This is a genomic window from Paracoccus sp. BR5-17 (assembly GCF_055693925.1).
On sequence record NZ_JBVFUV010000004.1, the window covers coordinates 61,471 to 74,585 of the forward strand.

At 69.3% G+C, this 13,115-nt stretch carries 10 protein-coding genes and 1 pseudogene; 2 read left to right on the plus strand and 9 right to left on the minus strand.

Annotated elements, in window-relative coordinates; all coding sequences use genetic code 11:
* Together ACZ1HC_RS15740 and ACZ1HC_RS15745 are read left to right on the plus strand one after the other, a co-directional pair.
* Complete coding sequence (locus ACZ1HC_RS15740; RefSeq protein ID WP_472700917.1) at nt 1–1,155, plus strand: glycosyltransferase family 2 protein; 1,155 nt, start codon at nt 1–3, stop codon at nt 1,153–1,155.
* A 27-nt stretch (nt 1,156–1,182) separates the two neighbouring features.
* Nucleotides 1,183–2,784, plus strand: coding sequence for a glycosyltransferase (locus ACZ1HC_RS15745; protein WP_472700918.1), 1,602 nt, complete (start codon nt 1,183–1,185; stop codon nt 2,782–2,784).
* Nucleotides 2,785–2,833: 49 nt separating this feature from the next.
* Here ACZ1HC_RS15745 and ACZ1HC_RS15750 read toward each other — a convergent pair whose 3' ends face one another.
* The 9 genes and pseudogenes from ACZ1HC_RS15750 to ACZ1HC_RS15790 all read right to left on the minus strand — a co-directional run bounded on the left by ACZ1HC_RS15750 (nt 2,834) and on the right by ACZ1HC_RS15790 (nt 13,115).
* The gene (locus ACZ1HC_RS15750) at nt 2,834–3,781 is read right to left on the minus strand and encodes an ABC transporter substrate-binding protein (RefSeq protein ID WP_472700919.1); all 948 of its coding nucleotides are present in this window, start codon (nt 3,779–3,781) and stop codon (nt 2,834–2,836) included.
* A 25-nt stretch (nt 3,782–3,806) separates the two neighbouring features.
* Nucleotides 3,807–4,799 (minus strand): ABC transporter permease, encoded by a 993-nt coding sequence (locus ACZ1HC_RS15755; protein WP_472700920.1) that lies wholly within the window; start codon nt 4,797–4,799, stop codon nt 3,807–3,809.
* Nucleotides 4,796–6,283: a sugar ABC transporter ATP-binding protein gene (locus tag ACZ1HC_RS15760; RefSeq protein ID WP_472700921.1), complete on the minus strand. Its 1,488-nt coding sequence runs from the start codon at nt 6,281–6,283 to the stop codon at nt 4,796–4,798. Before ACZ1HC_RS15760 ends, ACZ1HC_RS15755 begins: the two co-directional genes overlap by 4 nt.
* Complete coding sequence (locus ACZ1HC_RS15765) at nt 6,280–7,422, minus strand: Gfo/Idh/MocA family protein (RefSeq protein ID WP_472700981.1); 1,143 nt, start codon at nt 7,420–7,422, stop codon at nt 6,280–6,282. The genes ACZ1HC_RS15760 and ACZ1HC_RS15765 overlap by 4 nt, the downstream gene beginning before the upstream one ends.
* 6 nt (nt 7,423–7,428) lie before the next feature.
* Nucleotides 7,429–8,478 (minus strand): annotated as a pseudogene (locus tag ACZ1HC_RS15770) (sugar phosphate isomerase/epimerase family protein); the annotation flags it as partial.
* A gap of 11 nt (nt 8,479–8,489) precedes the next feature.
* A complete protein-coding gene (gene xylA, locus ACZ1HC_RS15775; protein ID WP_472700982.1) occupies nt 8,490–9,764 on the minus strand; it encodes a xylose isomerase in 1,275 nt (424 codons plus the stop codon).
* A gap of 25 nt (nt 9,765–9,789) precedes the next feature.
* A complete protein-coding gene (locus tag ACZ1HC_RS15780; RefSeq protein WP_472700922.1) occupies nt 9,790–10,773 on the minus strand; it encodes a LacI family DNA-binding transcriptional regulator in 984 nt (327 codons plus the stop codon).
* A 183-nt stretch (nt 10,774–10,956) separates the two neighbouring features.
* Nucleotides 10,957–11,697, minus strand: coding sequence for a type II secretion system protein GspD (locus ACZ1HC_RS15785; protein WP_472700983.1), 741 nt, complete (start codon nt 11,695–11,697; stop codon nt 10,957–10,959).
* Nucleotides 11,682–13,115: a secretin N-terminal domain-containing protein gene (locus ACZ1HC_RS15790; RefSeq protein WP_472700923.1), complete on the minus strand. Its 1,434-nt coding sequence runs from the start codon at nt 13,113–13,115 to the stop codon at nt 11,682–11,684. The genes ACZ1HC_RS15785 and ACZ1HC_RS15790 overlap by 16 nt, the downstream gene beginning before the upstream one ends.

Here is a 13,115-nt window from a genome sequence, read left to right on the forward strand (position 1 = left end):
ATGTCCGTCAGCTTCATCCTGACCAGCTACAATGTCGGCCCCTTCCTTCCCCGATGCCTGCAATCCCTGGCCGCCGTGGCCCGGCCCGGCGACGAGGTGATCCTGGTCGATGACGGGTCGGACGACGGCTCGGCCGACCTGATCGCCACCGGGCTTGGCGCCTTCGGCTTTGCCCCGGACGTCGCGCTGCACCCCGTCTGCCTGGGGACCAACACCATGGGCGGCGTGGGCATCCCGGCCAATATCGGGCTGTCGATGGCCAGCCGCGAGACGGTCTTCTTCGTGGACGGCGACGACTGGATCATCCCGCAGGGCTTCAACCGCGCCCGGGCGCAGATGCGGCTGACGCCCGCGGATATCCTTGTGGCCAACTACCGGGTCTTCGACGACCAGACCGGCGCATCGCGCCGTCCCGCCGACAGCGACCGCTGGCACCGTCTGGACGGCGGGGCCGATCTTGAAACGCTGCGGCTGCAGGCCCTGTCGCTGATCGGCGTGCCGTGGAGGAAGCTCTATCGCCGGGGCTTCCTGGACGCGGCCGGCCTGCGCTTTCCCGAAGGCGACTTCTTCTACGAGGACAACCCCTTCCACTGGGCCGTCTGCCTTGCCGCAGGCAGCATCCGGTTCGTGGATGTCGCGCTCTGCCAGCACCGCGTCAACCGGCCGGGGCAGACGATGGCCGAGGACGGAATGGCGCTTGCCGCCTTCTTCACCCATTTCGAGACCATCGGGCGGATGCTGCCCGGCAAGGACACCCGCCATCACCGGCTGGCGGTGGCCTGGCTGATCGAGAACATGGCCTGGCATTGCGACCGGCTGTCCGCCGAGGCGCTCTATCCCTACGCGCTGCGGGCGGCCTCGACCCTGGCCGGGATTCCCGGATGGCTCTGGGCCGACTCGCTGGCGCAGAACGGTCACCTGCACCCGGTCTGGTTCGCGGCCGACCGGCTGCGCCGCGGCGATGTGGCCGGTCAGGTCGGCAGCTGGGAACAGGCAAGGCTGCATCGCCGGCTGGCGGGCATCGAAAGCCGGCTGGACGAGATCGCCGGAACCTCCAGGGATGCCCTGGCCCGGCTGCGCGGCCAGGATGCCGCCGACGGCTTCGCGGCAATCCGGGCTGCCGCCATGCAGGCGGACGGCCCGCAGGCCACCTGACCTTTCCGCCATTCCGGGGCTTTCTGCATGGCATCCTGTCCCTTCGACGACCAAGACGACGCTGCCGGGACGGCCCGGGCCCTGAAGACCCGCGCCCTTCTGGAGGCCGCCTGCTGCCTTCACCTTTCCGGGCGTGAAAAGTCGGCCTTCGGCCTTGTCGAGGGCCTTCTGGACGGCCCGGGGGCTGCCCTTGTCGAACAAGGTCTTGCCGGCCTGGCCCGGCAGCATCTGCCCTTCGCGCTGATGTGCCTGCGGATGCTGGCCCTCAGGGATCCGGCGTGCCTCGACCGCTGCTGGGCGGCGATCGAGGCCGGGACGGCCGGCAGGCTGATGGAGCCCGCCCTGCTGAAGGCCCGCCTGGACCATCCCGAAGGCGGCGGCGGCAGGCCCGCGGGCCGCGTTCAGGCGGGGCCGGATCTGTGCTATGTCCTGTCGGTCAGCCTGCCGCAGGACACGACGGGATATTCGATGCGCACCCAGTCCGTGGTGGCCGCGCTTCAGGATCACGGCCTGACGATCCACTGCCTGACGCGCCCCGGCTTTCCGTGGCATCGCGGGCTTGCGGGGCCTGCTGAACCGGCCGGGATCGGCCCGGTGACCTACCACCGCTGCGGCAGCGAGGCCCACCGCATCCCCGGCGACTTCGCCAGCTTCCGCGCCGCCGAGGCCGAACTGCTCGACCGGCTGGCCGAGACAGGCCCCAAGGCGGTGATGGCGGGATCGAACCACCAGACCGCCATTCCCGCCATGCTGGCGGCCCGCCGGCTGCGCCTGCCCTTCATCTACGACGTCAGGGGGTTCTGGGAATATTCCCGCGCCGCCAAGGATCCGGCCTGGGGCGCGGGCGAGGGCTACCGGATCGCCTGCGAACTGGAAGCCCTGGCCGCCACGCGCGCGGATCTGGTCCTGACCCTGAACCCGGCGATGCGGGACGAACTGATCCTGCGCGGCGTGCACCCCGAACGGATATGCCTGCTGCCCAATGCGGCAGACCCTGACCGCTTCCTGCCCCGCGAACGCTCTGCCGCCCTGGCAAGCCAGTTGGGCATCGCCGCCGGAACCCCGGTGATCGGTTACGTCGGCTCCTTCAATGCCTACGAGGGCCTGGACGACCTGGTGGCGGCAGGGGCCAGCTTGGCCCGGAGGGGACAGGATTTCCGCATGGTCATCGTCGGCGGCGAGGAGGCGCCACGGACCGCCATCCTCGACGGCCTGCGCAGCCAGGCGGAAGCGGCCGGCATCGCCGACAGGGTCATCCTGCCCGGCCGCGTCCCCGCCGAGGCCGTGGCCGAGTGGTATTCGCTGGTGGACATCGCGCCCCTGCCCCGCAAGCCGCTGAAGGTGACGCAGACGGTTTCGCCGCTGAAGCCGCTGGAAGCCATGGCAATGGCGAAATGCGTGGTCGTCCCCGATCTGCCGCCCTTCCTGGACATGGTCCGGCACGGCCATACCGGCATGGTCTACCGGCAGGGCGATACCGCGGATCTGGCTGCAACCCTGGAGAGCCTGATCCGCGACCCGGCCCTGCGCCAGAGGCTGGGCGCCCAGGCCCGCCGGTGGATCCTGGCCGAGCGGACCTGGGACCGCGCCTCAAGGGCCGCCGCCGAACGGATCCGGGACCTGACATGATCCGGGCGGGCTGCCGGGCCGCGGCCCCCTGGAAGAGCCGCGTCTGCGATCAGAACGGGCTGTCGGGATAGTAATAGGTCTCGGCGTTCTCGGGGGTGACCAGCACCGAGCCGATGATGAAGTCGCCCGACACCGGCGCCTGCGACACCAGCCCCACGGCGGTGATCTCGATGGCGGTGGCGATCATCGCCGGGGGATAGGTGACGTTGGCGGGGATCATCGGGTCGCCGTCCATGGTGCGCTTGACCATCTCCTTCATGCCCGCCCCGCCCAAGACGAACTTGATGTCGTCGCGGCCCGCGGCCTCGATGGCGCCCAGGACGCCCACCGCCATGTCGTCGTCGGATGCCCAGACCGCGTCGATCTGCGGATGCCTGGACAGGAAGTCCTGCATCACCGTGAAGGCCTTGTCGCGGTTCCAGTCGCCATGCTCCATGCCCAGGATCTCGATGTTCTTGCCTTCGATGGCGGCCTGGAAGCCTTCGACGCGCTCGTTGTCGATGGTGGTCGGGATGCCGCGCAGCACGACGATCTTGCCGCCCTCGGGCAGGGCCTGGGCCATGTATTCGCCCGCGACGCGGCCGAAGCCGGGGTTGTCGCCCGCGACATACAGATCCTCGATGCCCTCCTGCGACAGGCCCCGGTCCACGACCGTGATCCAGGCGCCCGATGCCTTGACGTTCTGGACGGGGCCGGTCAGCGGCTCGGATTCGAAGGGCAGCACCACAAGCGCGTCGATGTTGCGCGTGGCCACCATGTCCTCGATGTCGTTGACCTGCTTGCCCGGATCCGAGGCCGTCGCCAGGACGAAGTCAAGCTGCGGATAGGTTTCCTCCAGCCGGTCCACGGCGGCCTGCGCGAAGTAGTTCATGCCGCCCGCCCAGCCATGCGTGGCAGCCGGGATCGACACCCCGATCACCTTGGTTTCCGCGTCCTGCGCCAGGGCCGGCGCGGCCAGTGCCGCGGCGATGGCCAGTCCCGATACGAAGTGCTTCATGTCTTCCCTCCCCTATGGGCCCGGCTTACGCGCGGGCCTTGCCTTCGCGCTGCAACACGACAGCGAGAACGATGATTGCCCCCTGGATGGCGCCATTCAGATAGGGCGATACAAAATCCGTCAGGTTCAGCAGGTTGCCGATCAGCGTCAGGATCAGCACGCCGATCACCGTGCCCCAGACCCGGCCGAAGCCGCCCTTCAGGACGGTGCCGCCGATGATGACGGCGGCGATCGCTTCCAGTTCCCACAGCAGCCCGGTGGCCGACGAGGCCGAGCCGAGGCGCGGCACGTACATGATGGTGGCGATCCCCACCAGCAGGCCAAGCGCCGCATAGGTCATCAGCCGCACCCGGTCCACGCGCACGGACGAATACTTGGCGACCTGTTCGTTCGATCCGATGGCCGCGCAGTAGCGGCCGAAGGCGGTGGATCGCATGACGATCTCTCCGATCACCACGACCGCCGCAAAGACGATGATCGGCCAGGTGATGCCGAAGACGCCGCCGTAATAGACGGGCTGGTACAGGCTGCGCAGGCCGAAATCCAGCGACAGCGTGCCGCCGTCGGCCAGCCAGGTGACCAGGCTGCGATAGATGCCCATGGACCCCAGCGTGACGATGAAGGCCTCGATCCCCAGGCGGGTGATGAGGATGCCGTTCAGCAGCCCCGCCGCAAGGCCCGCCAGCAGCGCCACCGCCATGCCGACCAGGATCACCGGGATGCCCACGCCCATCGTCGGCACCAGGCTGTTCATCACCAGGATCATCAGCCCGGCGATGAAGGCGGCCATGGATCCCACCGACAGATCCAGACCGCCCGCCGTGATGACGAAGGTCATGCCCACGGCGATGATGCCGATGAAGGCCGACCGCGCCAGCACGTTGGTGACGTTGTCCCAGCCCAGGAAGTTCGGGTTCATCAGCGCCCCCGCGACGACCAGCAGGACCAGGGCCAGGATCGGCCCGATCACGGTCATGCGGAGGCGGCGGGGCGTGGTTGCTGCGGCGGTGTCGGTCATGCGGTTTCCCTTTCCGGGGCCACGCCCATGGCCAGACGGACGATGGCATCCTCGGTCGCGTCCGCGCCCAGCTCGCCGGTGATGCGGCCGTGGCGCATGACCAGGACGCGGTCGGAAAGGCCGATCACCTCCTGCATCTCGGACGAGATGACGACGATGGCCCGGCCCTCGGCGGCCAGGCGGCGGATCAGAACATACATCTGCTGCTTGGTGCCGATGTCGATGCCGCGCGTCGGTTCGTCGATGACGATGATCTGCGGGTCGGCCAGCATGGTCTTGGCGAACAGAAGCTTCTGCTGGTTGCCGCCCGACAGGTTGCCGACCAGGGCGCCGCGGTCGCCGCGGATGTCGAAATCGGCGATGGCCCGGTCCAGGGCGCGTTCCTCGGCCCCGGTGTCCACAAGGCCGCGGTCGAACCGCGACAGCGCCTGAAGCGTCAGGTTCTCGCGCAGCCCCTTGCCCAGCAGCAGGCCGCGGGTCTTGCGGTCTTCGGTCAGGTAGCACAGGCCAAGCGCCTGCGCCTGCCAGGGGTGGGCGATGCGGGCGGGCCGGCCGAAGACGCGCACCTCGCCCGAGGCGGGGCGCAGCCCGCACAGCCCCTCGAAGGTCTCGGTCCGGCCCGATCCGATCAGGCCCGCGACGCCCAGCACCTCGCCCCGGCGCAGGGTGAAGCCGATGTCGCGCGAAAAGCCCGGCACGGTGAGGCCCTTCACCTCAAGCGCGACCTCGCCCGGCGCGGCGGTCTTGGCGGGGAACAGGTCCGACATCTCGCGCCCGACCATGGCGGTGGCCATCGTGTGCTGGTCCATCGCCGCGGCCTCGCCGGTCCAGACCACGCGGCCGTCGCGCATGATGGTCAGGTCGTCGGCAATGTCTTCCACCTCGTCCAGCTTGTGCGAGGTGAACAGCACCGCCGTGCCCGCGTCGCGCAGGGCGCGCACCTGGCGCAGCAGGATCGCGGTTTCCGCGCGCGTCAGCACCGCAGTGGGTTCGTCCATCACCAGCACGCGCGTCTCGCGCAGCAGGGCCTTGGCGATCTCGACCATCTGCTTGTCGCTGTTGGACAGCGAGGACACCACCCGGTCGGGCGAGACTCGGCATTCCAGCCGGTCCAGCAAGGCGCGCGTGCGGGATCGCATCGCGGGCTTGTCCAGGAACGGGCCGCGCTTCAGCTCGCGGCCCAGGAAGACGTTCTGTTCCACCGTCAGCTGTTCGGCCAGGTTGAATTCCTGGTGGATCATCGAGATGCCCCGGGCCTCGGCCTCGCCCATGCTGGCGAAGCGGACGGGCTGGCCGTCCAGCAGCACCTCGCCGGAACTGGGGGGCTGGTATCCCGCCATGATCTTCATGGTGGTGGACTTGCCGGCGCCGTTTTCGCCGATCAGCGCATGGACGCGGCCTGGGCGCAGGGAGATGTCCACCCCGTGCAGCACCTCGATGGGGCCGAAGCTGCGGCTGACATTGCGCAGCGCCAGAACGGTCATGGCGTCACCCAGGCCGCATCATCGCCCGAGGAGCGGATGCAGGCGTCGATGAAGCGCATCCCGGCCAGCCCTTCGGCCAGCCCCGGCAGCAGGTCCAGGTCGGGGGCGCGTTCCCCCCGCTGCGCCGCCCGGATCGCCCGCGCGGCACCCGTGTAGATGTTGGCAAACCCCTCCAGATAGCCTTCCGGGTGGCCGCCGGGCGTGCGGCTGACGGCGTTTGCTGCGTCATCCGCCCCCGCGCCGCGCCGGGTCAGCAGGCGCTTGGGTTCGCCGAAGGGCGTGAACCACAGATAGTTCGGATCCTCCTGCCCCCATTCCAGCCCGCCTTTTTCGCCATAGACGCGCAGGCGCAGGGCGTTTTCGTTGCCCGGCGCGACCTGGGAACACCACAGCATCCCCCGCGCGCCGCCGGAAAAGCGCAGCATGACATGGGCGTTGTCATCGACCCGCCGTCCCGGAACGAAGCGTTGCAGGTCGGCCGACAGGCGTTCCACCGTCAGGCCGGTCACGAAGCAGGCAAGGTTGTAGGCGTGGGTGCCGATGTCGCCGATGGACCCGCCCGCGCCGCTGCGAAGCGGGTCGGTGCGCCATTCGGCCTGCTTGTTCGCCCCCGTCTGTTCCGCGGCTTCGGTCAGCCAGTCCTGCGCGTATTCGACCTGCACCACGCGGAGGGCGCCCAGATCGCCCGCCGCGATCATCGCGCGGGCCTGCCGGATCATCGGATAGCCGGTGTAGTTGTGGGTCAGGATGAACAGCGCGTCCGAGGCCCGGATCGCCGCCTCAAGCTCGGCCGCCTGATCCAGGGTCGCCGTCAGCGGCTTGTCGCAGATCACGTGGATGCCGCGCCGCAGGAAGGCCGCGGCGGCAGGCCCGTGGACGTGGTTCGGGGTGACGATGGCGACCGCCTCAATGCCATCCGGGCGCGCGGCCTCGGCCGATGCCATTTCCTCGAAGCTGCCATAGCAGCGGTCCGGGTCCAGCCCCAGGGCCGCGCCGCTGTCGCGCGCCCGTTCGGGGGTCGAGGACAGCGCGCCGGCCACCAGATCGTATTCCCCGTCGATCCGCGCGGCGATGCGGTGGACCGCGCCGATGAAGGCGTCCTTGCCGCCGCCGACCATGCCCAGCCTGATGCGCGCCATCATGAGGATCCCCAGCATCCGGCGGTTCGCGGCCTGATCCGCGCCGCCGCCCGCGAAGTCGTCGAAGGCCTTGTCGGTCACGCGGATGATGTGGCTGCGGACGAACTCGGCCCCTTCGCGGGCGCCGTCCTCGGGGTGCTTGAGGCAGCATTCCCATTCGACCACGGCCCAGCCGTCGAAGTCGTTGGCCGCCATCTTGGAAAAGATCGCCCCGAAATCCACCTGCCCGTCGCCCGGGGACCGGAACCGCCCGGCCCGGTCCACCCAGGGCTGGAAGCCGCCATAGACGCCCTTGCGCCCGGTCGGGTTGAACTCGGCATCCTTGACGTGGAACATGCGGATGCGGTCCCGGTAGATGTCGATGTTGTCTAGGTAGTCCAGGCATTGCAGGACGTAATGCGACGGATCGTAAAGCATGTTGGCCCGCGCGTGGCCCTCCACGCGGTCCAGGAACATCTCGAAGCTGTCGCCGTCGTGCAGATCCTCGCCCGGGTGGATCTCGTAGCAGATGTCGATGCCGCAGGCCTCGGCATGGTCCAGGATCGGGCGCCAGCGGCGGGCCAGTTCGTCGAAGGCGGTTTCCACCAGCCCCGCCGGACGCTGCGGCCAGGGATAGACGAAGGGCCAGGCGAGCGCGCCCGAAAAGCTGGCCATCGCGTTCAGGCCCAGGTTGCGGCTGGCCGTCAGCGCCAGCTTCACCTGTTCCACCGCCCATTCCTGCCGCGCCCTGGGGTTGCCGCGCATCTCGGGGATGGTGAAGCCGTCGAAAGCCTCGTCATAGGCCGGGTGGACGGCGACAAGCTGGCCCTGCAGGTGGGTGGACAGTTCGGTGATCTGCACGCCGTTGGCGGCAGCCACCCCCGCGATCTCGTCGCAGTAGTCGCGGCTTTCGGCCGCGCGGCCAAGGTCGAACAGCCGGCCGTCCCAGCTTGGCACCTGCACGCCCACATAGCCGCATTCGGCCGCCCATCGGGTGATGCCGTCCCAGGTGTCGAAGGGCGCCTGATCGCCCGCGAACTGCGCCAGAAACAGCGCCGGCCCCTTGATGGTCCTCATGGCTTTCCCCCTCAGACATACCGGTTGACCAGGTTTTCCAGAATCTCCTGCCGCCCCGACACCGGCTGCGGGTCCAGCCGCGCTGCCGTCGCCCGGTCGGCGATCCCGTCCAGCGTCGCGCCCTTCGCCAGCATCGCCTGCGCGTCGGGGCGCTGCCAGCCGGCGTAGCGGTCGCGCCGCGCGGCCTCCAGCCGGTCGTCCTCGAGCATCCTTGCCGCTGCCTTCAGCCCGCGCGCGCAGACATCCATCGCGCCTGCATGGGCCATGACCAGATCCAGGGGGTCCAGCGACTGGCGGCGGATCTTGGCGTCGAAATTGGTGCCGCCGGTGGTGAAGCCGCCGCCCCGCAGGATCTCGTAATAGGCCAGCGTCACGTCGGGGACGTTGTTGGGGAACTGGTCGGTGTCCCATCCCGATTGCGGGTCGTTGCGGTTCATGTCGATCGACCCGAAGATGCCCAGGGCGTTGGCCAGGGCGATCTCGTGTTCAAACGAATGGCCGGCCAGGATCGCATGGCCCTGTTCGATGTTGACCTTCACCTCCTTCTCGAGGCCGTGCCGCGACAGGAAGCCATAGACCGTCGCCACGTCGAAGTCGTACTGGTGCTTGGTGGGCTCCTGGGGCTTCGGTTCGATCAGGATGGTGCCCTGGAAGCCGATCTTGTGCTTGTAATCGACCACCATCGACAGGAACCGGCCCATCTGGTCCAGTTCGCGGCCAAGATCGGTGTTCAGCAGGGTCTCATACCCCTCGCGTCCGCCCCACAGCACATAGTTCGCGCCGCCCAGCCGGTGGGTCACGTCCAGGCAGTCTCGCACGGTGGCGGCGGCATAGGCAAAGACATCGGGATCGGGATTGGTCGCCGCCCCGGCCATGTAGCGGCGGTTGGTGAACAGGTTGGCCGTGCCCCACAGCAGGCGCGGGCCGCCATCGGCCATCCGCGCCTGCATCAGGTCGGCGATGCGGTTCAGCCGGTCGCGGCTTTGCGACAGGCTGTCGCCTTCGGGGCGCACGTCGTGGTCGTGAAAGCAGAAGAACGGCGCGCCCAGGATGCGGAAGAAATCGAAGGCGGCATCGACCCGGGCCTCGGCCAGGTCCATGCTGTCGGCGGGAAACCACGGCCGCTCGAAGGTCTGCCCGCCGAAGGGATCGCCCCCTTCCCAGCCGAAACTGTGCCACCAGGCGACAGCGAAGCGCAGATGATCCTCAAGCCGCCTGCCCATCACCGGCGCGTCTGGATCGTAGTGGCGGAAGGCCGGGCCGTCGGCGCCGGGATCGAAGGCCAGGGGGGGATGTCGTCGAAATAGCCGGTCATGCCGCAGCCTCGGGAAGGTTGTCCTTGAAGAAGATCGCCGGCGTGACGACAAGGCCCGGCGCGGGCTGGCCGTCGGCAATGGCGCGCATCGCGTCCAGGGCGGCCGCGACCTCGTCGGCGGGCTTCTGGTCGATCACCACGTCGATCAGGTCGTCCTGCAGCGCCTGCCGGGCGTGGGGCGTCAGCTCGTGCAGGACGACGAACGGCCGGTTCGGGCCCCGCTCGCGCAGCAGCGGGATCAGGCCGCGGTTTCCCGCGCCGATGGAATAGATGCCGGTGATGCCTGCGTCCTCGCGCAGCGCCCGGCCCAGCAGGTCGCGCATCCGCTCGGGGCTGTCCTCGACCTCGATGGGGGGCAGAAGGTTCGATGCCCCCAGAACCTCGGTCACGCCGGCAAGCCGGTCGCGATGGTCCCGCAGCGCCCGCCATCCAAGCACCGGCAGCACCCGTGCCGGCCGCCCGCGATGCGCGATCCGGTGCAGCCGCCCCGCGGTGCGCCCGGCCACGAGGTTGTCGATGCCGATATAGGCCCGGCGCGGCCCGGCGATGTCCGACACCAGCGTGACGACCGGGATGTTCCGGCGGGCCAGCGTCTCGAGGACCGGTTCGAGGCGGTGCAGCCCTGCCCCGACCACCACGACGCAGTCGCAATCGGCCGGAATGGCCGCGTCCGGCCCGTCGCACAGGTCGATGGTGACCCGCTGCCCGGCCCGCGCCTCGGCCTCGGCCAGGAAGGCCTGGCGGATGGCCGAGAAGAAGCCGTGATCGCCCTGCGGCACCCAGGCGGCGAAGCGATAGCTTCGACGGCGGGACAGGTTGGCCGCCGTGATGTCGCGGCTGTAGCCCAGATCCTCGATGGCCTGCCGGACCCGGATGATCGACTTCGCGGCAACCCCGCCGCGCTCGTTCAGAACGCGGTCGGCCGTCGAATAGCTGACCCCCGCAGCCCGCGCCACATCGTGCAGCGTGGGATTGCGCATGAACGATCATCCTCCCTGGGACCAGCATCGGGCAGAAAATGAGAGACGTCAATCATTTTGTCGGATGCCTTCACGCGAACCCGATTTTCATGCCCCGCACGCAGCCGCGCACCGTGGTGCCCCGTGCCTGGAACCCGGGACGTCGTCGCAAGGGGGGCCCGCGCGGGACCGGCGGGCGCCGGCCTAGTACAGCCCGTCGATCTCGACCGGAAGGCGGCGGACGGGTTTGGGCTCGGTCAGCAGGCTCCGCTGGTCGATGGGGTCGGCCTCGATGGCGCGCAGCCTCTGGAAGCGGTTGCCCGAGACGGCGGAGACATCGCCCCGCGTGCGCAGGATCGTCGGGCGCAGGAAGACGAACAGGGTCTGCCGCCGCGCCGATTCCTGGGTGGACCTGAACAGGCCGCCAACCACCGGCAGACGGCTGAGGCCCGGCACGTCGGTGCGGTTGCTCTGGCGGTCGTCCGAGATCAGTCCCCCCAGCACGATGGTGCCGCCGTTGTCGGCCAGCACCGTCGTCCTGATGACGCGGGTGTTCGTGATGATGTCGGCGGCGCCTTGGACCGTGGCCTGGGCCAGCGACGACACCTCCTGGGTGATGTCCAGCTGCACCACGTCGCCTTGGTTGACGCGCGGGACGACCCGCATGGTGATGCCGACATCGCGGCGTTCGATGGTACTTTGGGTGCTGCCTTCGCTGGTGAACGAGCCGGTCCGGAAGGGCACGTTCTGGCCGACGACGATCTCGGCGGGCTGGTTGTCCAGCGTCGTGATCGAGGGATTGGACAGCAGGTTGGCCTTGCTGGACGATCCCAGGGCCTGCAGCAGCAGGCCGAACTCATCCTCGCGCGACAGCCCGATGGACAGGCCCTGCGGCGATACGCCCGGCGTGACCCGCGCGCCCAGCAGGTTCAGGATGTTGCGCAGCGTCGGCCCCCCGGCGAGAACGAGGTGGCCGCGAACCCCGCAGGCGGGGCCGCAGAGCCGAAGCCCAGCTGGACCCCCAGGGCTTCCGCGATGTCGCCCGACACCTCGACGATGGCCGCCTCGATCAGCACCTGCGGGCGACGCTGGTCCAGCTGGCCGATCAGGTCGGCCAGATCGGCCTGCACCTCGGCCCGGGCGCGCACGATGATGGAGTTGGAGGCCACCACCGGCTGGATCGAGATGGTCTCGTCCAGCGGCGTGGCCAGCGGCGTGACGGGCACCACCGTCTCGACCTCAAGCTGCCCCAGGGTGGCGTCCACGACCTCGCCGCTGAAGAAGTCGGGATCGGGCAGCGCCTCGGCCACGGGGTTCGTGGCGATGCCGATGCTGCCGCCACCCACGAGGCCCTGAAGAACCTCTGCCAGCGAGGCTGCGTCGGCGAAGCGCAGGCTGTAGACCCGCGTCACCGGCAGGTTGGTGGGCACCGGCGGGCCCGGGATGTCCAGGTTGGCGGCGATGTCGCGGGCGATGGCGAAGGTCTGGGGATCGGCGTTCACAAGGATCGTGTTCGACCGCGGATCGACGGTGATCCGGGGAAGCAGGGCGTTGCCCGGCGCGCCTTCGACCGGGGTTCCCAGGGCGCCTCTCAGGGCCTCGCCCACCTGGGTGGCGTCGGCGTTGCGCAGGCGGATCGAATAGACCTGCTGACCGCTGTCCACGTCCAGGCTGCGCACGATGTCCTCGATCCGGCGCACGTTTTCGGCGGTGTCGGTGATGACCAGGGTGTTGGTGTCCACGATCGCCTCGATATAGCCGTAGCTGGCGACCAGGGGGCGCAGGGCCGCCACGGCGGTGGTGGCGGGGAAGTTCTGCAGGGGAACCAGTTCGGTGATGACGTCCAGGCGGCCGGGATTGGGCGTTTCCTGCGGCGTGGTGCCGCCCTCGCGGATGGTGTCCTGCGGCACGATCCGCCACAGGTTTCCCGACGGCAGCGCCACATATCCTTGGACCGCAAGGACCGACTGGAACAGTTCCCAGACCCCCGAGGCCGTCAGCGGGTTCGCCGAGATGACCGTCACCAACCCCGACACGTTGGGATCCAGAACCAGCGTGCGGCCGGTGATCTCGGAGACCTGTTCGGACAGCGCCCGGATGTCGGCGTCGCGCAGGTTGATGACATAGGTCGCCTCGGCATCGGGCAAGGCGCCGGCCGGCCCGGGAACCGAGGCCGCCGGCGGCACCGAGACGATGGGCGGGACGATCGAGCCGTCGGGGGCGGCCTGCTCCTCAAGCGGCGGCACGGCGGGCGCGGTTTCCTGCGAACCGGGTGCCGCCTCCTCTTGCGCCGGTGCAGGATGGCCGGACAGGGCCATCAGGACAACGGCTGAAAGCAGGCTGAAACGGGCTGTCGCGGTCAT